This window comes from Pseudomonas sp. RV120224-01b (assembly GCF_003208145.1).
In the GTDB taxonomy this organism is placed as follows: Bacteria; Pseudomonadota; Gammaproteobacteria; order Pseudomonadales; family Pseudomonadaceae; genus Aquipseudomonas; species Aquipseudomonas monteilii.
Window position 1 is genome coordinate 92576 of the sequence record NZ_QKMQ01000015.1, and the last position, 19825, is coordinate 112400.

The 19825-nt window shown below is 62.9% G+C and carries 20 protein-coding genes; 10 read left to right on the forward strand and 10 right to left on the reverse strand.

The features are described from left to right. Nucleotides 1-48: 48 nt before the first annotated feature. Complete coding sequence (locus tag N436_RS21040; RefSeq protein ID WP_110741872.1) at nucleotides 49-420, forward strand: DUF2784 domain-containing protein; 372 nt, start codon at nucleotides 49-51, stop codon at nucleotides 418-420. On the opposite strand, the gene tam is transcribed toward N436_RS21040, so the two are convergent. The 4 genes from tam to N436_RS21060 form a co-directional block, all read right to left on the reverse strand. Next, complete coding sequence (tam, locus tag N436_RS21045) at nucleotides 410-1192, reverse strand: trans-aconitate 2-methyltransferase (RefSeq protein ID WP_105946769.1); 783 nt, start codon at nucleotides 1190-1192, stop codon at nucleotides 410-412. The genes N436_RS21040 and tam overlap by 11 nt on opposite strands. Before the next feature lie 90 nt (nucleotides 1193-1282). After that, on the reverse strand, nucleotides 1283-3688 hold the full coding sequence (locus N436_RS21050; protein ID WP_105946768.1) for a TonB-dependent siderophore receptor: 2406 nt from the start codon (nucleotides 3686-3688) through the stop codon (nucleotides 1283-1285). Nucleotides 3689-3872: 184 nt separating this feature from the next. Further along, nucleotides 3873-4715: a FecR family protein gene (locus N436_RS21055; RefSeq protein WP_177410276.1), complete on the reverse strand. Its 843-nt coding sequence runs from the start codon at nucleotides 4713-4715 to the stop codon at nucleotides 3873-3875. Further along, entirely contained in the window at nucleotides 4712-5248 is a 537-nt protein-coding gene (locus N436_RS21060; RefSeq protein ID WP_105946798.1) for an RNA polymerase sigma factor, read from the reverse strand. The genes N436_RS21055 and N436_RS21060 overlap by 4 nt, the downstream gene beginning before the upstream one ends. A gap of 116 nt (nucleotides 5249-5364) precedes the next feature. On the opposite strand from N436_RS21060, the gene N436_RS21065 reads away from it, so the two are divergent. Then, nucleotides 5365-5544 (forward strand): hypothetical protein, encoded by a 180-nt coding sequence (locus N436_RS21065; RefSeq protein WP_105946767.1) that lies wholly within the window; start codon nucleotides 5365-5367, stop codon nucleotides 5542-5544. Between the two features lie 3 nt (nucleotides 5545-5547). On the opposite strand, the gene N436_RS21070 is transcribed toward N436_RS21065, so the two are convergent. Beyond that, nucleotides 5548-6960, reverse strand: coding sequence for an amino acid permease (locus tag N436_RS21070; protein ID WP_019097820.1), 1413 nt, complete (start codon nucleotides 6958-6960; stop codon nucleotides 5548-5550). Between the two features lie 325 nt (nucleotides 6961-7285). Here N436_RS21070 and N436_RS21075 point away from each other — a divergent pair, with 325 nt between their 5' ends. Then, nucleotides 7286-8710 carry a PLP-dependent aminotransferase family protein gene (locus N436_RS21075; protein ID WP_105946766.1) on the forward strand — a complete coding sequence of 475 codons (1425 nt, stop codon included), beginning with the start codon at nucleotides 7286-7288 and terminating at the stop codon, nucleotides 8708-8710. Nucleotides 8711-8833: 123 nt separating this feature from the next. Here N436_RS21075 and N436_RS21080 read toward each other — a convergent pair whose 3' ends face one another. Together N436_RS21080 and N436_RS21085 are read right to left on the reverse strand one after the other, a co-directional pair. After that, complete coding sequence (locus N436_RS21080) at nucleotides 8834-9199, reverse strand: hypothetical protein (RefSeq protein WP_105946765.1); 366 nt, start codon at nucleotides 9197-9199, stop codon at nucleotides 8834-8836. A gap of 336 nt (nucleotides 9200-9535) precedes the next feature. Then, a complete protein-coding gene (locus N436_RS21085) occupies nucleotides 9536-10546 on the reverse strand; it encodes an aldo/keto reductase (RefSeq protein ID WP_105946764.1) in 1011 nt (336 codons plus the stop codon). 118 nt (nucleotides 10547-10664) lie between these two features. Between N436_RS21085 and N436_RS21090 the strand changes: the two genes are divergently transcribed. The 6 genes from N436_RS21090 to N436_RS21115 all read left to right on the forward strand — a co-directional run bounded on the left by N436_RS21090 (nucleotide 10665) and on the right by N436_RS21115 (nucleotide 15778). After that, nucleotides 10665-11576 carry a LysR family transcriptional regulator gene (locus N436_RS21090; protein ID WP_105946762.1) on the forward strand — a complete coding sequence of 304 codons (912 nt, stop codon included), beginning with the start codon at nucleotides 10665-10667 and terminating at the stop codon, nucleotides 11574-11576. 86 nt (nucleotides 11577-11662) lie between these two features. Next, nucleotides 11663-12460, forward strand: a complete 798-nt coding sequence (locus tag N436_RS21095) for an SDR family NAD(P)-dependent oxidoreductase (protein ID WP_105946761.1) — start codon at nucleotides 11663-11665, stop codon at nucleotides 12458-12460. A 21-nt stretch (nucleotides 12461-12481) separates the two neighbouring features. Continuing rightward, nucleotides 12482-12889 (forward strand): SRPBCC family protein, encoded by a 408-nt coding sequence (locus N436_RS21100; protein ID WP_105946760.1) that lies wholly within the window; start codon nucleotides 12482-12484, stop codon nucleotides 12887-12889. Nucleotides 12890-13019: 130 nt separating this feature from the next. After that, complete coding sequence (locus tag N436_RS21105; RefSeq protein ID WP_110741873.1) at nucleotides 13020-14006, forward strand: zinc-binding dehydrogenase; 987 nt, start codon at nucleotides 13020-13022, stop codon at nucleotides 14004-14006. A gap of 196 nt (nucleotides 14007-14202) precedes the next feature. Beyond that, nucleotides 14203-14745 (forward strand): WYL domain-containing protein, encoded by a 543-nt coding sequence (locus tag N436_RS21110; RefSeq protein ID WP_110741874.1) that lies wholly within the window; start codon nucleotides 14203-14205, stop codon nucleotides 14743-14745. A gap of 97 nt (nucleotides 14746-14842) precedes the next feature. Then, the gene (locus N436_RS21115) at nucleotides 14843-15778 is read left to right on the forward strand and encodes a cyclase family protein (protein WP_110741875.1); all 936 of its coding nucleotides are present in this window, start codon (nucleotides 14843-14845) and stop codon (nucleotides 15776-15778) included. Nucleotides 15779-15907: 129 nt separating this feature from the next. Here N436_RS21115 and N436_RS21120 read toward each other — a convergent pair whose 3' ends face one another. From N436_RS21120 to N436_RS21130, 3 genes are read right to left on the reverse strand one after another with little or no spacing between them, the layout of a single operon-like run. Beyond that, nucleotides 15908-16684, reverse strand: a complete 777-nt coding sequence (locus N436_RS21120) for an SDR family oxidoreductase (protein ID WP_110741876.1) — start codon at nucleotides 16682-16684, stop codon at nucleotides 15908-15910. A gap of 33 nt (nucleotides 16685-16717) precedes the next feature. Beyond that, nucleotides 16718-17032, reverse strand: a complete 315-nt coding sequence (locus N436_RS21125) for an NIPSNAP family protein (RefSeq protein ID WP_105946755.1) — start codon at nucleotides 17030-17032, stop codon at nucleotides 16718-16720. Between the two features lie 21 nt (nucleotides 17033-17053). Further along, nucleotides 17054-18217, reverse strand: coding sequence for an iron-containing alcohol dehydrogenase (locus tag N436_RS21130; RefSeq protein WP_110741877.1), 1164 nt, complete (start codon nucleotides 18215-18217; stop codon nucleotides 17054-17056). Nucleotides 18218-18483: 266 nt separating this feature from the next. On the opposite strand from N436_RS21130, the gene N436_RS21135 reads away from it, so the two are divergent. Further along, entirely contained in the window at nucleotides 18484-19788 is a 1305-nt protein-coding gene (locus tag N436_RS21135; protein ID WP_110741878.1) for an MFS transporter, read from the forward strand. Nucleotides 19789-19825 lie beyond the last annotated feature (37 nt).

Here is a 19825-nt window from a genome sequence, read left to right on the forward strand (position 1 = left end):
CAGGCAACCAACTATGCTGGGGTAACTTCAACCCCTGGCACACTGCCCATGTTCTACCGCCTTGCCGCCGACGCCCTGGTCCTGCTGCACCTGGCCTTCATCCTGCTGGTGCTGTTCGGCGGCCTGCTGGTGCTCACGTGGCGCCCCGCCCTGCTCGTCCACTTGCCAGCCCTGGCCTGGGGCCTTGCGGTGGAGTGCCTGCACCTGGGCTGCCCGCTCACCACCTGGGAAAACCGCATGCGTAGCGCGGCGGGTGACGCAGGCTACCAAGGCGGTTTCGTTGAGCACTATATCTGGCCGCTGATCTACCCCGCCGGGCTGACGCCGCACATCCAGCTGCTGCTGGGTTGCGTTGTGCTGCTACTCAACCTCGGCGTTTACAGTTACGTGGCCTGGCGCTGGCGCCACCCTAGCGGGTAGCGATCACGAACAAGCGCGGGAACGGCAGCAGCACCTTGCCATCGGTGGCCGGTGGGTAGTCTCGCTGCATGGCCTGCAGGTACATCTGCAGGAAGTCGGCTTGCTCCTGTTCATCAAGCCTGGCCAGATAAGGCCGCAGGGCCGAACCCTTGAACCACTCCACCACCGCTTCGGCGCCACCCGGCAACGGGTGGTGATAGGTGGTGCGCCACACATCCACCCGCGCGCACAGCGGGCTGAGCAGGTCGTAGTAGAATGCTGCGCTGTGCCGTGGTGGCAGCTGGAAATCGGCGAACTTGGCCGCCCAGGGGCCTTGGCTGGCAATCTCGCGCAATTGCCGGTGCGCCGGTTCGTCGAGGTTGTCCGGGGTCTGCACGGCCAGGCTGGCGCCTTCGCTCAACTGGCGCACCAGGTGCGGGTACAGCGAGGCGTGGTCGGGTACCCATTGCAGCGAGGCGTTGGCCAGGATCAGGTCTTGCGGTTCCGGGGCGGACCAGCCGGCGATGTCCGCGATGGCCGTGCGTACCCGGGGGATGCACAGCCGTTTGCGCTCACGGGCCTTGTCGATCATGTCCGGGTCGCTGTCCAGGGCGATTACCTGGGCATCGGGGTAGCGTTGCAGCAGCACTTCGGTGGAATTGCCCGGGCCGCAGCCCAGGTCGGTGGCGTGGCGCACCGGGCGCGGCGGGGTCGGGATGGCAGCAAGCAGGTCGCGCACAGCGCGGGTGCGTTCATCTTCGAACAGGGAATACTGGGTGGCGGACCAGGCCATGTGAGGCTCCTTGGGACGGACAATGTTCTCAGCATATGCCATCTGTCGCCGGTGAGGGCCCTATCTCCGGCAATAGGGCCGCACTTGCAATCAGAAATCCCAGCGGGTGGTCACCATGACGTTGCGCGGTTCGCCGTAATAGCCACTGTAGAACGTGGTATCCAGCGCACTGAGGTACTTCTTGTCGAGCAGGTTGTTCACGTTCAGCGTGGTCGAAAGCTGGTCGGTGATCTGGTAGCGGCCCATCAGGTTGAACACGGCGAACTGCCCTTGCTTGGCCTTGACGGTGCCCAACTCGCTTGGTGTGGCAGTGAAATGGGTGCCGCTCTGCCAGTTCATCCCGCCCCCCACGGTCAGGCGTTCCAATTCACCCGGCAGGCGGTACGTGGTCCACAGCTTGACCATGTTGGCCGGAAACACGGTGTTGATGCGCTCACCATCAGCATCCTTGATGATGCTGTGGTTGTAGCTGGCGCTGAGGTTCCAGCCTGGCTGCAGTTCACCACTGGCCTCCACCTCGAAGCCACGCGTTGTAGCGCCGGAAATGGCGCGATACGCGGCAGTGGTGGTACCTGGCACGACCTGCCCCGGGTCGACCACGGCCAGGTTGTCCTGCTTGATCTCGAACGCCGCGACACTGGTTTGCAGGCGCCCGCCAAAGTACTCGCTCTTCAGGCCGACTTCGTAGTTGTCGCCTTCACGCGGCGCCAACGTTGCACCGCTGGCATCACGCACCGTCTGCGGCTTGAAGATGCTGGTGTAGCTGGCATACACCGAATGGATGTCGTCAAGGTCGTAGACCACGCCGGCATAGGGCGTTACTACGCCGCTTTCACGGTTGCCCGGGATCTTGTTCGGCTGGGTGGTGAGGTCGTAGCGGTAACGGTAATTGCTGACCCGGGCCCCAAGGATGACCGACAAATCGTCGGTGGGTCGCAGACGCGTGGCCAGGTAAGTGCCGCTCTGGTAGATGCTGGTGTCGCCGTCGTACAGCTTGCCGTTACCGGTGTTGGGCTTGGTGGTGTAGTTGTCCCAGGTGTAGAAATTGACCCGCGTACCTTCGATGGCGGTGCCACGCAGTGGGTCGTGGTGGTTCTGGTAGCGGGAGAAGTTGTAGCCCAGCACCAGCTCGTGCTCGCGGCCGAACGCCTGGAATGGGCCCTTGAGCTGGGCATCCACGCCAACCTGCTTCTGCCAGGTGCTGCCGGCACCGCCGTAAAGGCGCACGCCTTCGCCGGTCTGCTTGTCGGGGAAGCCCCAGCTGGCGGTCGCCAGTTGGTAGTCGTCGCGGTTGATGTACATCTGGTTCACCGCCACCCGCAGGCTCCAGTCGTGGCCCAGTTGCTGCTCAATGCTGGCGAAGGTGTTCAACGCGTCCTGAGGGTTGCTGCTCCAGCGTGCGGCGCTGTTGGTGGAACGGGAAAAATCGGTTTGCTCGCCGTTGCTGTAGAACAGCGGGAACGCCACCGACGACGAACCCTCCGGGCGGTTGCGTTGATAGTCAGCCCCCACAGTGAGCAAGGTGCTGTCGCTTAGGTCGGCTTCAAGGATGCCGTAGAACACCTGCTTTTCCTGGTGATAGTGGTCAACGAAGCTGTCGTTCTGCTGGTAGGCGGCGACCATGCGCCCGCGCACATTGCCGGTAGGCGTCAGCGGACCGGACAGGTCGACCTCGGTGCGGTACTTGTTCCACGACCCCAGCCCCGCACTGACATGCCCCTTGAATTCAGCGGTGGGCCGCTTGCGCACCAGGTTGATGGTGGCCGACGGGTCACCTGCGCCGGTCAGCAGGCCGGTGGCCCCCCGTAATACCTCGACATGATCGTAGATGGCCATGTCGGCCAGGCTCTGGGCTGATACCTGGCTGACGATATCAAGGGTGGTGGGGATGCCGTCGAACTGGTAATTGTCGACCGAGTAGCCACGCGAATAGATATTGAAACGCTCGCTGCCCAGGCTTTGCACCGACAGACCTGGGGTTTGCTGCAAGACCTCGGTGAGGTCGTTCAGGCCTTGGTCGTCCATGCGCTGGCGGGTGACCACGCTGATCGACTGTGGTGTTTCACGCGGCGACAGGTTCAGGCCAGTACCGGCGCGCGTGGTGCCCAGGGTGTAGGCGCCGGTGCCGTCTGTGCTGTTGCTGTAGCGCTGGCTGTCGATGTTGGTAGCACCCAGCTCCAACGCGGTGCCACTGGCCGGCGCGCCAATCAGGTAACCCTCCCCGGCACGCTGCAGCTGCAAGCCCGAGCCTGCCAGCAGCTGTTGCAAGGCCTGCGCGACACTCATGCGCCCTTGCACGGCGCCGGCCTGCCGGCCCTCGGCGGCATCGGTGGAAAACAGGATGCGGGTGCCGGTTTGCTGGGCCAGGGCGTTTAGCGAGCGGTCCAGACGTTGTGCCGGGATATCCAGGGCGAAGATGGCGTCCTGCGCCTGGACGCTGGCGCAAGTAAACAGGCTGGCGGCCAGAAGCGTCAGCGGTGAGAGGTGGTTACCCATGTGTTCCCCATACGATTCAAGTGACTTCATGGGAATGGCGATTGGGCATGGGCGGATGTTGATGTGCTAATGAAAATAATTATTGGTTGGCTGTTCTGGCCCTTTCGCGGGCACGCCCGCTCCCACAGAATTTATGTGATTCCTGTGGGAGCGGGCGTGCCCGCGAAAGGGCCAGAACAGGCGATCAATCAGTCCGGCCAATGACCAGGCCACCATCAGCACCGCGCACCACCGTCACCGGCAACACCGCCGGCAAGTGCTCCAGCAACGCCCGCATCTGCCGGCTGTCGAACTCACCCGACAAGCGCAAGCTACCGGTGCGCTCGTCCGCCAAGCGCAACGGCACCTCGCTGTAGCGCTGCAAATCCACAATCGCATCGCGCAACGGTGTACCGTCAAAGCGCAACACCGAGCTGCTCCAGGCTGCCATCGCGCTCGGCTGCACTGCCTGCACCGCACCCAGCTCACCGGCGACCGCAAGCAGTTGCTGCCCGGCCGTCAGTTGCTGCACGGCGCCGTGCGCACTGCCGACTTCTACTGCACCTTCCTGCACCCCTACCCGCACGCCACGCGCATCGCTACGCACGTCGAACACCGTACCGATATCACGCACCCGCACGCCTTGGCTGCGGACAATGAACGGCGCATCAGCATGCACTACGGTAAAGCGCGCCTGCCCTTCGACCAGCTCCAGCTGCCGGCTGCGCAGGCGCCGTTCGATCAGCAGGCTGCTGCCGGAGTCCAGCAGCACCTGGCTGCCGTCCGCCAGCACCAGCTCGTGCGTTGCGCCAACAGCCACCTGCACGTGCTCGGTCTGCCAGGCCGGGTCCACCCACCACAGGCCACCTGCCAGCAACAGCGACAACAGGCTTGCCTTGGCCGCCTTGGCTGCCTTGCGCCGGTGTGCAGTCATGGCCTTGCCTTCAGCGATCAATGCCTCGCGGGAGGCTACCCGCGCGCGTAGGGCTTCGCTGAACGCGTCCAATGGGTCGGCCTGAGGCTTGTTTTCACGCTTGTCCTGGCTCATGCCCGCCCCTCGCCACGCACACGCCGGGCCGGTTCCCAACGGCTAGCGATGGCGTGCAGCGCACGGTTGAAATGCTGGGTCACCATGTTGGTCGAAATTTCAAGCTCGGCAGCGATGTCTCGCTGGGCCATGCCGTGGATGCGATGCAGCAGGAACACCTGGCGCTGACGTGCAGGCAAGGCTTCGATAATCGCCAGCAGGGCATGCAGCTGTTGCTCGAAGTCCAGCTCGCGGGCGCCGTCCCAGCTGTCCAGGGCCGGTTCGTCATGGCTGGCGGCGGCCAAGTGAGCCGCACGCAGCGACTCGGCGCGCACCCGGTCGATGGCCCGGTTGAAGGTAACCTTGCGCAGGAAGGCCAGCGGCAGCGAGATGCGCTGGCGTGGCGGTTTGTCGAGGATCTGCAGGTAAACGTCATGCACAAGGTCGCGGGCAAAATGCCGGTCGCGAAAGCGCTGCTTGATGTAGCGAACCAGGTCGTCATAGTGCAACGCCAGCGCGTCAAGCAGTTCCTGGTTGGGCGGTGTGGTGGACATGACGAGCCAATGCCAAGTGATAATGCTTCGCATTGTAGAGGGCGACTCATGCATTTGTCAGCCAAGGGCCAGCATCCGCGCCGGAACTGACTGGCTATGCTTCAGGTCATTCCTGCATGCGCACGCCCATGAAAACCTACATCGCCCTCGCCATCCTGGCCCTGATCGCCGCCGCCGCCCTGCTCGGCTCGCCCTGGATGAACCAGCGCTTCCACATGCCCGCAGAAAAAGCCCAGGCCCAACAACGCGAAACGGCCGGGTCCCCAGGGGAGCCGGCCGTTTCGAAAAGCAAGTGACGCTTAGTGCTGCTTGCTGCCAGAACGGATCTGGTGCACCACGCCCATCGCCACTACGATCGCCGCAGCGATACCGGTGGAGATCACCAGGATCTGGTAGTCAGGCATGAAGGCCATGGTCACCAGGGCAGCCACGATGAACGCGATCACCAGGTAGGTCAGCCACGGGAACAGCCACATCTTCAGGCGTACTTCCTTGCCTTCGGCAATCAGCTTGCGGCGCATGCGCAGCTGCGAGAAGGCGATGACCAGGTACACCAGCAGGGCAATCATGCCGGTGGTGTTCATCAGGGTTTCCAGTACGTCTTTCGGGCGCAGGGTCTCGCTGAAGTTGATCAGCGCACACACCACGGCCACGGCGCACGAGCCCATGATCGCGTACACCGGTACACCGGTGCCGGCGCGGGTAATCTTGAAGAACGACGGCGCATCGCCACGCTGGGCCAGGGAGAACAGCATGCGCGAAGCGGTGTAGTGGCCGGAGATAAGGCAGCTGCTTACCGAGGTCAGCACCACGAAGTTCATCAGCAGCTCGGCATACGGCACGCCCAGCAGCTCCAGGGTACGGCGGTAGGCGCCATAGCCGGAAACGCCCAAGTGCGGGTCGTTCCACGGTACCAGGCAGACGATCAGGAAGATCGAACCCACGTAGAACAGGCACACACGCCAGACGACCGAGTTGGTGGCCTTGACGATCTGCGCGGCCGGGTCTTTGGCTTCGGAGGCAGCGATGGTAACGATTTCAGCACCCAGGAAGGCAAACATCACCCCGAGCAAGGCACCGATCACGGTGGTGATGCCATTGGGCATGAAGCCTTCGGCGGTAAGGTGGCTGATGCCACGCACTTCACCGAACTGCCAGACGTTCAGCACGGCAGCGGTACACACGATCAGGAAGCAGACGATCGCGATCACCTTGATCAAGGCGAACCAGAACTCGAACTCACCGTAGTGTTTGACGTTGAAGAAGTTGACGGTGATCAGCAACAGGGTCGTGGCCAGCACGAACACGTTGACGCTGACGTCGGGGAAGAAGCCATGCAGGATCTTGCCCGCCACATAGGCTTCCCAGGCCATGAGGATGACCCAGTACCACCAGTACAGCCAGCCGATGGTGAAACCGGCCCAGCGGCCGATGGCGCGGTCGGCGTAGGTGGAGAACGAGCCGGTGTCTGGCGAGGAAGTCGCCATTTCACCCAGCATGCGCATGATCAGTACCACCAGGATGCCGCCCGCCAGGTAGGCCAGGACAGCGGCTGGGCCGGCGCTGTGGATCACGCTGCCGGAACCGACGAACAAGGCGCCGCCAATAACCCCGGCGATGGACATCATCGTCAGGTGGCGCGACTTCAGCGAGGCACTGAGCTTGCTCTCGTGCCCGCTTTTCGCGGTGGTGGTTGTGGATGTTGCGTCCATCAGTTGTGTACCCCGTGCTTCTTTTTATCCAAGGAAAACTGTGAAACCCCGATGGCTGGCGGTTTCACCTGTACATCAGTGCTAATGCGGGCAGGAAGGTGTGAACGAACACACGCAGGCCTTCCATGGCGGCCTGCTGACGCGCCCCAGGGCGGCTGCCTGGAGCGAACTGAACATGCTTTATGTGGCGATATCCGACACCTAATGTAAAAATGTCCGACGCAGAGAGCCATGCACAGTGGCATGAAACTCGCACTGCACTGTACAGGTCGCCCATGCAGTACACCCTGCAAACGCCAGGCGATACGCACCCTGAAGGCCCCGAATGTTCGAATTACATCCAGACTCCTCAACCCCGCTGGTCAACCAGATCATTGACGGGCTGCGCGAGCTGATCGACAACCAGACCCTCAAGCCAGGCGCCAAGGTGCCGTCGATCCGCGCCTTTGCCGCGAGCTATTCGGTGAGCACCTTCACCGTGGTCGAGGCCTACGACCGCCTGGTCGCCCAAGGGCTGCTGGTAAGCCGTGGCAATGCGGGGTTCTTCGTCAACCGTGCGGCGGGCGAACTGCTGGACACGCACAACGCCGAGGCTGATACCAGTCGACCAACGTTCAACTCCGAGTGGTACCTGCAGCAGATCTTCGAGATCCGCCAGTTGCCGTACAAACCGGGGTGCGGGTGGCTGCCCAACGACTGGATGTACGAAGACGGCTTGCGTCGCGGCCTGCGCCAGGTGGCCGGCAGCCCGCTGGAATTGTCCGGCTACGGCGACCCCATGGGGCTGATGGAGCTGCGTGCACTGACCGCGCAGAACCTGCAGCAAGAGCTGTCGATCGTCGCCAACCCTGCGCAACTGATGCTCACCCACGGCGCCAGCCAGGCCCTGGACCTGGCCGCCCGCACGCTGGTGCGCCCAGGCGATGTGGTGCTGGTGGACGACCCTGGCTACCCCAACCTGATGAGCATTCTGCGCACGCAGGGCGCCACCCTGGTCGGCGTGCCACGCACCCCGGCCGGTTACGACCTGAACCAGCTGGAGCACTTGCTCACCCACCACCGCCCGACCGCGTTCTTCACCCAGCCGCACCTGCACAGCCCCACCTGCTCCCGCACCCCGCTGCCGCAGTTGCACCGCCTGCTGCAACTGGCCAGCCAGCACGGCTTCCGCCTGGTGGAAAACAACCTGTACGCCGACATGGTCGCCGAACCGCAGCCCTGCCTGGCCAGCCTCGACCACCTGCAGCAGGTGGTGTACGTGGGCAGCTACTCCAAGAGCATTTCGCCCAACGTGCGGGTCGGCTACATGCTGGCCAACCCCGAGCTGATGCAGAAACTGTTGCACCTGAAGATGCGTTCGGGCCTGACCACCTCACAGGTGATGGAGCGCGTGGTGTACGCCGCGATCATCGACGGCCGCTGGCGCAAACACCTCAAGCGCCTGCGCCAACGCCTGGCCGAGGCGCATCAGGAAGTTGGCCGGCATTTGCATCGATTGGGCTTTGAACTGTTCATCGAATCGGATGAAGGCATGTACATCTGGACCCGCCATCCGGCCATTCCGGACAGCGCAGCGCTGCTGGATGATGCGCTGGAAAAAGGCATCATGCTCGGGCCTGGGCAGTTGTTCATGGTGGATGCCAAGGCGACCGGGTGGATGCGGTTCAATGTGGCGTTCAGTACCGAGCCTGCGATGTGGGAGTTGTTGGAGAAGGTGCTGGTGAAGCATGTGCGGCGGGGTGGGGTGTGAGAATGGCAAGCGTGCTCGCCATGGCATCCTCCCCCCGACCGCCATGCCACTGAATCGGCTTTTGACAAGGCGGAACCGGGATCGGCCTCTTCGTGCCTCACGCCTGCTCCGTTATTGATCGGGCTACTTCATTACCTTCAGCACGTCCTTGACGATCAGGGTCTTATCTTTACTTTTATCCTCAAGGATAGCTGTTATCAGCACGGCATTATTACCTGCGGAGTATTCGATAACGTCCGCGTAGTGCGCGATAGATTGTGCGTGCGGGGATGGCGCGATGCATCGGGCAGCGTGTGCAATTTCCCTTGCTAACTCGCTGAGATATTTAATGTTGCCTGCAATGAATGCCAAGGCTTCCTTATGTGAAGTTTTGCCATTGCCATCGAGATCCAACTGTTTGAGGATATTTGCTACAACCTCAGCTCTCGGATCAGCTTGCGTGGCCTTCTGAGCTGCCTGAGGTGTAGCTTTGCGGCTTTCACTGTCCATTTCAAAAACTCCTGAATAACCTGGTCGGTTGAACTACGCCAGAAGATTCCCATTGTTCGTGGTAAAGCAGCAACTGATAAAAATGCTAGTTTTTATCTGTTATCGGGAGCACTTGCACATCCAAAAAAACGGTATCGATCCACATCGAAGAGGCATGCGCCAAGGCGTTCGCGCACGAAACCTCCAGGCAAAACTGGCCCGAAACAAACATAGCGAGCAACGCTCGCGATGCGCCGCCTTAATTGTCGCGACACAAGGGGCGGCGCGGGCCAGCACGGCATTCAGCCGGCAATTACTTGACGTTACGCGGTCAGGAAGGCGCGGCTCATTGCACGCTTAGCCCTTGGGCAGTGGCGCATGCTGGGCAATCAGTCCCAGCGCTTGCAACTCGGCCCAGAACGCCGCCGGAATGACCGCCTTGAGCGCCGCCAGGTCCTGGTCGGCATGTTGCGGCCGGGTCGCCCCCGGGATCACGGCCGCCACTGCCGGGTGCGCCAACGAAAACTGCAATGCCGCCGCCTTGATGTCTACACCATGGCGCGCCGCCACTTCATTCAGGTGCTGCACACGGGCACGGACCTGCGGGCTGGCCTTCTGGTACTCGTAGTGCTCTCCACCGGCAATCACCCCCGAGTTGTAAGGGCCGCCGACGACAATCCCGAGGCCTTGCGCCAGCGCGCCGGGCATTACCCGTTGCAGGGCACGTTCGTGGTCCAGCAGGCTGTAGCGGCCAGCCAGCAGGAAGCCGTCCGGGCGCGCTTCTTCCAGGTCCAGGGTCAGCTCGATCGGCTCGACACGGTTCACACCCAGGCCCCAAGCCTTGATCACCCCCTCTTCACGCAAGCGGGTCAGCACGCGGAAGGCACCGGTACGCGCGGTTTCGAAACGGCTCAACCATTCATCACCGTAGAAGTCCTGTGCGATGTCGTGAATCCAGACAATATCCAGGTAGTCGGTGCCCATGCGTTCGAGCGTGCCCTCGATCGAGCGCAGGGTGGCATCGGCGCTGTAGTCATTGACGATGCGGTTACGGTTACCATGCTCGAACAGCCCGCTCTTCTCGCCCAGTTCACGGGATGATGGATCCTCCAGTTCGTCGAGGATGACACGGCCAACCTTGCTGCTGAGTACGTACTCATTGCGTGATCGCCGGGCCAGGGCCTTGCCCAGGCGAATTTCCGAGAGGCCGGCACCGTAGAACGGTGCGGTGTCGAAGTAGCGCACGCCATTGTTCCAGGCGGCATCTACCGAAGCTTGTACTTCGGCGTCCGGCACGTTGCGAAACATGTTGCCCAGCGGCGCGGTACCGAAGCCCAAGGGGTTGGCGATCAGGTCTTTCAAGCTCATGAAATGTCTCCAGAAAAGGTATGCAAGGTCGTCAACCGACGACGTGGACACATCCTAGGCTGGCCAAGTCGAGACCGTCCAAGTCATAATTCGTCATAGTTAAGTCCCTGGAGGTCTCATGCAGGATCTACGTCAGTTGCGCTACTTTGTGGCCGTCGCCGAATGCGAAAACGTCGGCCGGGCCGCCGAACAGCTGCACATTTCCCAGTCCCCCCTCAGCCGGCAGATCGCCCAGCTGGAGGACAACCTTGGTCTGGCACTGTTCGAACGGCGCAACCAGCGCCTGTACCTGACCAACGACGGGCGCACCTTCCTGGCCGAGGCGCGCGGCCTGCTCAAGCACGCCGAGCGCCTGGAATCGCTGGGTAAACGCCTCGGGCGGGGTGAGGAAGGCGGGCTATGCATCGGTTACGTCAACCATGCCATCCATGCCGGCGTTCTACCCGGTGCGGTGCGGACCATTCGTGGTGAGCGCCCGAACATTCACATCGCGCTATACAACATGCCTCCCAGTGAGCAGTTCGAGGGCCTGCGCCAACGCAGTCTGGACATTGCCCTGGTGTGCGAACCGCCGCCAACGCACGACCCCGATCTGCGTGCCCAGCCGGTGCTGGACGACCCGATGCTGCTGGCCATCCCGGCCGCGCACCCGCTGGCCAGCAAGGCCGAACTGGCCCCGGCCGACCTGCACGAGCAAGAGTGGATCATTACGGGTGGCCAGCCCGACCAGGTGAACAAGCGCGACGACTTCATTGCCCGCTGTGGCGATGCCGGCTTTACCCCGCGCCTGTCGCTTGAAGCGACCGACCCGCTCAGCGTGCTCGGCCTTGTCTCGGCAGGCCTCGGCCTGGCGATGGTGCAAAGCAGCCTGACAGCCAGTGCCGGACCTACCGTGGTACTGCGCCAGCTGGCGTGGTTCCAGCCCAGCGTGCAGTTATGGGCGGCCTGGCACCAGGTCGACCTGCGGCCAATCGTGGGTATTTTCCGTGAACGGGTACTGGCGCTGGCCAATAAGTCGCCAAAGGTCTGAACTAAGTCTAATTACGTCTTTTACAGTCTTAACGCGCTTTACTAGTATGGCTCCTATCGATGCAACTCATCCACAGGAGCCATTCCATGAACATCGACCTCGGCGGACGCACCGCCATCATCAGCGGCTCGACCGGCGGTATTGGTCTGGCCATCGCTCGCGGCCTGGCTCGCGCCAACGCCGACGTGGTCATTGCCGGTCGCACCCAGAAATCGCTGGATGCAGCCCTGGCCGAACTGCACGGGCAAGGCGGCCGTGGGCAGATTCACGGCGTAGTCGCCGACCTGGGCACCGCCGCCGGTGCCGAAACCCTGTTTGCCGCCCACCCTAAGGCCGACATTCTGGTCAACAACCTGGGCATCTATGACGACGTCGACTTTTTCGACGTGGCCGACAGCGAGTGGGCACGCTTCTACGACACCAACGTGTTGAGTGGCGTACGCCTGGCCCGCCACTATGCCCCGGGCATGGTCGAGAAAGGTTGGGGGCGAATCCTGTTCATTTCCTCGGAATCGGGCATCGCCATCCCTGCCGACATGATCAACTACGGCGTCACCAAGGCCGCCAACCTTGCAGTGTCGCATGGCCTGGCCAAGCGCCTGGCCGGCACCGGGGTTACCGTGAACGCGGTGTTGCCCGGCCCCACCCTGACCGATGGCGTGGCCGCGCTGGTAGCCGATGCGGCCCAGGCGTCCGGGCGCAGCATTCGTGAAGAGGCCGACCATTTCGTGCGCACTGCGCGGCCGAGTTCGATCATCCAGCGCGCCGCCGATGTCGACGAAGTCGCCCACCTTGTGGTGTACCTCGCCTCCCCTTACTCCTCCGCCACCACCGGCGCGGCCCTGCGGGTCGACGGCGGTGTGGTCGACAGCCTCGCTATCTGATTCCAACTGGAGAACTACTTCATGGCAACTGCCTATGCTTCCCTGCAAACCAAACACAGCCCTGAACATGTCTGGGCATTGATCGGCGGTTTCGACAGCCTGCCCGACTGGCTGCCGTTCATCCCCGAGAGCATTGCCAGCGAAGGTGGCCGCGTGCGCTCGCTGAAAGACCCGGACGGCAACCGCATCGTCGAGCGCCTGATGGCCTTTGACGAGAACGCGCGCAGCTACAGCTACGCGATCATGACCAGCCCGTTCCCGGTCACCGGCTACCTGTCGACCCTGCAGGTCAAGGCAGATGGCCAGGGCAGCCTGGTGGAGTGGTCGGGCGAGTTCACCCCGGTCGGGGTAAACGATGCCGAGGCCCAGGCGCTGTTCAAGGGCATCTATGAAGGTGGCCTGCAAGCCTTGGCAAAAACCCTGGGCTGAGTGAACCGGGGTTGCACTGCAACCCCGCTTTTTTGCCCCTGAGTCAAAACACCTTGTCCCACCTCTACCTGTTTCCCCCGCCCGATCCCCGCTAGCCTGCCGCCCCCCCCGTCTCACAAGGACCCGCACCATGCCAACCGACCATCAAGCCTGGGCCTGGACCCCGAACGCCGGCCTCGACGGCCTGCAACTGCTCCGTAAACCCCTGCCGCAACCCGGCCCCGGTGAGGTGCTGGTGGCCAACCGCGCCATTGCCCTCAACCCGGTGGACTGGAAAATCTGCGAGTGGGGCCACCCGGCCTGGCAGCAAGGCACAGTCCCGGGTGTGGATGGTGCCGGCGTGGTAGTCGCCGCAGGCACAGGTGTCGACCTGCCCTTGGGCAGCCGCGTGGCCTACCATCAATCGCTGGCCCGCGACGGCAGCTTCGCCGAGCACTGCCTGCTTGATGCCAGCCTGGTGATGGCTATCCCCGGCACACTCAGCGACAGCGCCGCCGCTGCCCTGCCCTGCCCCGCCCTGACCGCCTGGCAGGCCCTGGCCAAAATACCCGCTGGCGCCAGCCGAGATGTACTGGTGATCGGTGCCGGTGGTGCAGTGGGCTTCTACCTGGCACAGCTGGCCGTGCAACGGGGCCTGCGTGTCTGGGCGACTGCCGGGCAAGCCCACCACCCTACGCTCAAGGCGCTTGGCGCAAGCGGCGTGTACGACTACCACGATGCCGACTGGCAGCAGCAACTGCAAGCCACCTTGGGCGAGCGCCCACTGCATGCTGTGTTCGATACCGTCAGCGGCCATCACGCCGGCAGCCTTGCTCATCTGCTTGGCTACAACGGGCACCTGGTGTGCATCCAGGACCGCCAGGAAAGCGCGCCAACAGTGGCATTCAGCACGGCAATTTCACTGCATGAGGTGGCGTTGAACAGCATTCATGCCTACGGCCGACTGGCAGATCGCCAGGCCCTGCGCGTGGCGGGTGAACAACTGCTGCAGGCGGTAGCTGACGGCCGCCTGATCGCACCACAACGCCGCGAGTTCGCCTTTACAGCACTGCCACAGGCATTGCGACAGCTGAAAGAAGGTACGGGAACAGGTAAATGGGTGACATGCATGAATTAAGCGCCACTACATCGCTACCCAACATTTTTGCCAGTAGCCCGTTGCCCTGTTACAACGTTGTCGGTTTCAACCCCGGCGCTTGACAGCGCTATGCAGGTGCGAAAACTTGGATCCCATTCAGCGAAAAGGTATGCTCGCGCAATAGCCAAACGCCACCACCAACTATGTGTGGCACCTGTTCTCAAGGACGAGCCCTTTGCCCAGCCACCCTACCCGCCATACCATCGCCCGTCAGTGGCAGCTGTTGAAGTTGCTGCCCGGTCGCCACCCGGGGATGAGCTCCACCCAGTTGCAGGCCGCACTGACAACCGTGGGCCATACCACCAGCAAACGCACCGTGGAGCGCGACCTGGTCGAGCTCGCCGCGCTGTTCCCGCTGCAGTGCAACAGCAAAGGCATGCCTTACGGATGGTATTGGCAACCAGGCCTGAGCCTGGGCGAAGCGCAGCGACTGCAACCTGATGTGCTCACGCCCCCGGCACAGGTTGAACTGCAAGCCTGGGTCGATGACACGCTGGCCCGCCGCCTGGAACAATCACCGTTGTCGGCAGACATGCGCCTGACGCCACAAGCGAGCGGCGGCGCCGCGCTGGTGGCCACCGTCGACGACAACCGGGCACTGATGGGCTGGCTGCTGTCCCAGGCAGGGTCAATCCGCGTGCAGGCTCCGCTGGCGCTGCGCGTGGCCATGCTCGAACAGTTGCGCCAGAGCCTGGCGCTGCATGGTGGCGGTTATTGACCGGCAGGCAAAAGTCATTGTCCCGCCGGCCGCTTTTTCACCTTGCCGGCCCTGCGCAAAATTCGCTCCTGACAACGTTTTCGTTCAGGAGTACACCATGAAACGCTTCAAGCCCCTGCTGCTCGCCGTCGCGCTGGCGACCACCGCCCAGGCCGCCCTCGCTGCCGACTGGCAGACCTCGCCTTACGGCAAGCAGGATGAGATCGGCGCCGCCAACCTGCTTACCCCGGAAGTGGTCAAGCAGGCTGTCGGCCTGGTCAAAACCGGCAAGACCTACCCGCTGGCCGTACCCGTGAGCAAGGACCTGCCGGCATTCCGCCATCGCAGCTTCCACCTGTACAACATCCAGCCCGGCGAGCAAGCCGGCCAAAAGTTGGGCCGCAACAAGTTCAGCTTCAACGATGAACTGGTCAACGGTTGGACCGGCGTTGGCACCCAACTCAACGGCATCGGCCACATCGGTATCGACAATGTCTACTACAACGGCAACAAGGCAGCCGATTTCGTCACCGTCGAAGGCGTAACCAAACTGGGTGTGGAGAAAGTGCCGCCGATGGTCACCCGTGGTGTGGTGCTGGACATGACGGCTTACTACGGCAAGGCCATCGTACCGGGCGGCACCGCGTTTACCGTCGCTGACATCAAGGCGGTACTGAAGAAAGAAGGCATTACCTTGCGCAAAGGTGATGTAGTGCTGTTCAACACCGGCTGGCTAGAACTGATCGGGAAGGACAACCAGCAGTTCCTCGCCACCGAGCCGGGCATCGACCTGCCGGCGGCCGAATGGCTGGCAGATCAAGGCATTGTCGCCTTTGGTGGCGATACCTGGGCCTCCGAGGTGTACCCAAACCCGAGCGGTGAAGAGTTCCCGGTCAACCAGTTCATGCTGGCCAAGCGCGGTATCTACAACCTGGAGCTGATCGACACCCGTCCGCTGGTGAAAGACAAGGCGTTCGAGTTCCTGTTCGTGCTGGGGCAACCGCTGTACAAGGGCTCGACCCAGGTGAACATCAACCCGGTGGCGATTCACTGATCACCACACCTGAAGGCTGACAGGGTACCGGTGGGAACGGGCTTGCCCGCGAAGGGCCGCAAAGCGGCCCATCGCCGGCAAGGCCAGCTTCCACAAGAAGACAGTTGCTCCCACGTCAGTCAGTCGCGCTCAGAACGTACCGGGGAACGCCCCGCCATCAATCAGCAGGTTCTGCCCGGTGATGTATCCGGCATGGGCACTGCACAGGAACGCGCAATACGCGCCGAACTCCCCGGCATCACCAAAGCGCGCCGCTGGAATAGCCTTGCGCCGCGCCTGGGCCGTGGCCTGCACATCACCACCCGCCGCCTTCAAGGTCTTTTGCAGGCGCGCCGTGTCGAAGGCCCCTGGTAGCAGGTTGTTCAAGGTCACATTGCTACCCACCAGGCGCTGCTGCCTGGCGAGGCCAGCAATAAAACCGGTCAGGCCACTGCGGGCGCCATTGGACAAACCCAGTATGTCGATCGGCGCCTTTACCGCGCCTGAGGTGATATTCACCACCCGCCCGAAACCGCGCTCGGCCATGCCATCTACCACCGCCTTGATCAGCTCGATGGGGGTGAGCATGTTGGCGTCCAGCGCCGTCAGCCAGTCTTCACGCCCCCAGTCACGGAAATCCCCCGGTGGCGGGCCGCCCGCGTTGTTGACCAGAATGTCGACCTGCGGGCAGGCCGCCAACAGCGCCTGACGCACCTCGGCATCGGTCACATCACCCGCTACGGTACGTACTTCGATACTTGGGCAGGCCACGCGCAGCTCACTGGCCGTCTGCTCCAGTGTGGCCCGGGTGCGAGCATTGATGACCAGGTTGACGCCTTCTTTGCCCAGGGCCTCGGCACAGCCTTTGCCCAGGCCCTGGCTGGCCGCGCAGACAATGGCCCAGCGGCCGGTAATGCCTAGATCCATCCGGTTGCTCCTTGATGCAATGCGGTTAACAGGTTACTGGATCGGCGAGAACGCAGCAGGCATCAGCAGCTTGGACTCCATCCGCACCAGCATCGGGAATGCCACGGGGATGAAACGCTCCAGCCATTGTGCATCGCGGTACAACGCAGCACGGCGCTCGATGCGCTCGTCAAGACTCTCGTAGGCCCAGATGTGCACCACCTGGTTCAGTTCGCCAATCTCGGTGTACCACCAGCCCACCAGCTTGGCGTAGCGCGAGATCACCGGCAAGCCTTCCTTTTCGAAGTGTTCGAGGTATTGCTTCATCTTGCCGATGTGCAGGGTGTAGGTACGCATTTCATAAAACATAGTCGTGGTTCCACTACAGGATCAGAGGGTGCCGTGGTAGGCGTCGGTAATCAGGCGCTCGACATCGCGTGCCGTGGTCAGCCGCGGGTTGACCAGCACGTTGCCGCTGCGCATCGAATCGCTGACCATCTGCGGCAGAAACGCCAGGTCCACGCCCAGCTCACGAATGGTGGCGGGAATACCGATGGCCTGGTTCAACGCCACCACCGCGTCCACGGCACGTGCCGCCGCCTGCTCCACGCAAAGCCCGGTCACATCAGCGCCCAGGGCTACGGCGATATCGCGGAATCGCTCCGGGCAGGCCGGCAGGTTGAACTTGATCACGTACGGCAGCAGCGCAGCGTTGGCGATGCCATGGGGGATGTTGAATACCCCTCCGAAGGTGTGGGAAATGGCGTGTACGTTGCCCAGCCTGGATTGCGAAAACGCCACACCCGCCAGGAACGAGCCCAGCAGCATCTGCTCGCGGGCTGCGATGTCGGTGCCGACGAAGTAGGTTTTTTCCAGGCTGCCTGCGATCAGGCGGATGGCTTGCAGGGCCATCGCCTGGCTGATCGGGTTGGCCTGACGCGACACATACGATTCGATGGCGTGGGTCAGCGCATCCATGCCAGTGGCAGCCGTGATGGCTGCAGGCAGTTTCAGGGTCAGAGCCGGGTCCAGGATGGCCAGGCGTGGGAACAGGCTCGGGCTGACGATTACCGTCTTGAACAGCGTGCGCTTGTTGGTGAACACGGTCGACGCCGTGCATTCGCTCCCCGTACCAGAAGTGGTCGGGATGGCGAAGATGGGTAGCGGCGGCTGGGTCAGCTTGTCGTAACCTTCGTAGTCGAGAATATTACCGGGGTTGGTGGCCATTGCCGCCACGCCCTTGGCGGTGTCGATGCTGCTGCCACCGCCCACGCCAATCACCGCTGTGCAGCCGCACTGCTTGAGCAGCGCCACGGCGGCATCCAGCACGTCGGTGCCGGGGTTGGCTTCAACGGCGCAGAACAGTTGGTAGTCGATGCCCGCCTGCTCCAGCGAGGCAAAGAAGCCCGCAAGGATGCCTGCGTCAAGCAAACCCTGGTCAGTGACCACCAGCAAGGGGCCGTCCACATAGGGCTTGAGCAGCGCACCCGCCTGGTCGGCAAGGCCCGCGCCGCATTTGGCAAGGGTGGGGAAGTGAAACTGAAATTGGCTCATGAGATGTCCTTGGGCAACTGCGTTGTTCTTGTTGTGCCCACCGTGGCGCTGGCGGGCCGTGCCGGAGCAATCTAGAGCGCGGGCCTGCACCGTCGATAATGAAAAGAGCTGATACGCCAATAACCAGTGCTTATCCCCGACCGGGGCAATAAGGAGGTGTTATTGGCGTATCAGCTCTTTTCATTACCCGCCCCATCGGCAGCGCTCCAACAATCGGCCTGCGTAGCCGCTACGCCTCCCGATAATCACAACAACGAGCTCCTGCGATGAAGACCTCACCCTCCCCGTCTGCCCTGACGCTGCCCACGGCGGCCCCGATGACCACGGTGCGCTGGCGCATCTTCCTGATCCTGTTGCTGCTGACCGCCATCAATTACATCGACCGCGCCTCGCTGTCGGTGGCACTGCCGCTGATTGCCCCCGAATTCAACCTGACGCCGGCCATGGAGGGGCTGATGCTCAGTGCCTTCTTCTGGTCTTATGCCCTGATGCAAATCCCTGGTGGCATGCTGCTGGACCGTTTCCACACCCGTGGCATCATCGGTGCTGCCACCGTCGCCTGGGGGCTGTTCCAGGCGCTGGGGGCGGCCTCGCACAGCTGGCTGGTGCTGCTGCTGACACGCATCGGGCTGGGCGTGGCCGAATCGCCGATCATGCCCGCCGGTGCCAAGCTCAACGGCGCCTGGCTGACACCCAACGAGCGCGGCCGCGGTGCCGTGCTGGTGGATGGTGGCGCGCCGCTGGGCAGCGCACTGGGGGCGATCCTGATTTCCGGCCTGATCGCCTGGTTGGGCTCTTGGCGCCTGGCCTTTGTGGTGGCCGGGGTCGGCACCGTGCTGGCCGGCATCCTGGCGTACAGGTACATCCGCAACCACCCCAGCGAACACCCAGGGGTGAACGAGGCGGAACTGCGCCACATCACCGAAGGCAACGCCAGTGCCCATGCTGCAGCGGCCCAAGCCAGCCTGCCGCTGCGCGAACTGCTGAAAGACCGCTCGATCTTTGCCATGTTCGCCGGCTACAGCTGCATCCTGGCCGTGTTCTACGGCCTGCTGACCTGGATGCCCAGCTACCTGCACAAGGCGCACGGCCTGAACATCTCGGCCATGGGCGGGGCAACCTTCCTGATCTTCATGTGCGGGTTTGTCGGCGAGCTGATCGGCGGCTGGATCGGTGATCGCTGGCGTGCCACCGGTGCCTCGCCAAACCTGGTAATGCGCAGCCTGTTCAGCGGCTCGGCCCTGGTGGCAGCGCTGTGCATCCTGGCGGCAGCCTACGTGGGCGAAACCGTTGCGGTGATCAGCCTGCTGTGCGTGGCGATGTTCTTCATTCGCTGGTGCGGGATGTACTGGTGCCTGCCGGCAATCATCGGAGGCCCGTCGCGCACCGGGGTACTGGGCGGTACGATGAATTTCTGCGGCAACATGGCCGGCGTGCTGGTGCCGATCGTCATAGGGCTGATCGTGCAGCTCACCGGGGACTACTTCTATGCGTTGATCTTCTTTGTCGCGGCAGCGGCATTGATTGCGGTGTTTTCCAGCCTCATCGATTACCGCGAGCGGCAGTTCTAAGGCCGTATTGCAAGTTGCCTGTGGGAGCCGCGTAATG

Excerpts from the sequence above, each read along its gene's own strand:
- N436_RS21130 (WP_110741877.1), bottom strand. The coding sequence starts at position 18,217 with ATGAGCCAATTTCAGTTTCACTTCCCCACCCTTGCCAAATGCGGCGCG.
- tam (WP_105946769.1), bottom strand. The coding sequence starts at position 1,192 with ATGGCCTGGTCCGCCACCCAGTATTCCCTGTTCGAAGATGAACGCACC.
- N436_RS21115 (WP_110741875.1), top strand. The coding sequence starts at position 14,843 with ATGAAACGCTTCAAGCCCCTGCTGCTCGCCGTCGCGCTGGCGACCACC.
- N436_RS21085 (WP_105946764.1), bottom strand. The coding sequence starts at position 10,546 with ATGAGCTTGAAAGACCTGATCGCCAACCCCTTGGGCTTCGGTACCGCG.
- N436_RS21050 (WP_105946768.1), bottom strand. The coding sequence starts at position 3,688 with ATGGGTAACCACCTCTCACCGCTGACGCTTCTGGCCGCCAGCCTGTTT.
- N436_RS21105 (WP_110741873.1), top strand. The coding sequence starts at position 13,020 with ATGCCAACCGACCATCAAGCCTGGGCCTGGACCCCGAACGCCGGCCTC.
- N436_RS21065 (WP_105946767.1), top strand. The coding sequence starts at position 5,365 with ATGCGCACGCCCATGAAAACCTACATCGCCCTCGCCATCCTGGCCCTG.
- N436_RS21120 (WP_110741876.1), bottom strand. The coding sequence starts at position 16,684 with ATGGATCTAGGCATTACCGGCCGCTGGGCCATTGTCTGCGCGGCCAGC.
- N436_RS21060 (WP_105946798.1), bottom strand. The coding sequence starts at position 5,248 with ATGTCCACCACACCGCCCAACCAGGAACTGCTTGACGCGCTGGCGTTG.
- N436_RS21125 (WP_105946755.1), bottom strand. The coding sequence starts at position 17,032 with ATGTTTTATGAAATGCGTACCTACACCCTGCACATCGGCAAGATGAAG.
- N436_RS21055 (WP_177410276.1), bottom strand. The coding sequence starts at position 4,715 with ATGAGCCAGGACAAGCGTGAAAACAAGCCTCAGGCCGACCCATTGGAC.
- N436_RS21080 (WP_105946765.1), bottom strand. The coding sequence starts at position 9,199 with ATGGACAGTGAAAGCCGCAAAGCTACACCTCAGGCAGCTCAGAAGGCC.
- N436_RS21040 (WP_110741872.1), top strand. The coding sequence starts at position 49 with ATGTTCTACCGCCTTGCCGCCGACGCCCTGGTCCTGCTGCACCTGGCC.
- N436_RS21070 (WP_019097820.1), bottom strand. The coding sequence starts at position 6,960 with ATGGACGCAACATCCACAACCACCACCGCGAAAAGCGGGCACGAGAGC.
- N436_RS21090 (WP_105946762.1), top strand. The coding sequence starts at position 10,665 with ATGCAGGATCTACGTCAGTTGCGCTACTTTGTGGCCGTCGCCGAATGC.
- N436_RS21100 (WP_105946760.1), top strand. The coding sequence starts at position 12,482 with ATGGCAACTGCCTATGCTTCCCTGCAAACCAAACACAGCCCTGAACAT.
- N436_RS21075 (WP_105946766.1), top strand. The coding sequence starts at position 7,286 with ATGTTCGAATTACATCCAGACTCCTCAACCCCGCTGGTCAACCAGATC.
- N436_RS21095 (WP_105946761.1), top strand. The coding sequence starts at position 11,663 with ATGAACATCGACCTCGGCGGACGCACCGCCATCATCAGCGGCTCGACC.
- N436_RS21135 (WP_110741878.1), top strand. The coding sequence starts at position 18,484 with ATGAAGACCTCACCCTCCCCGTCTGCCCTGACGCTGCCCACGGCGGCC.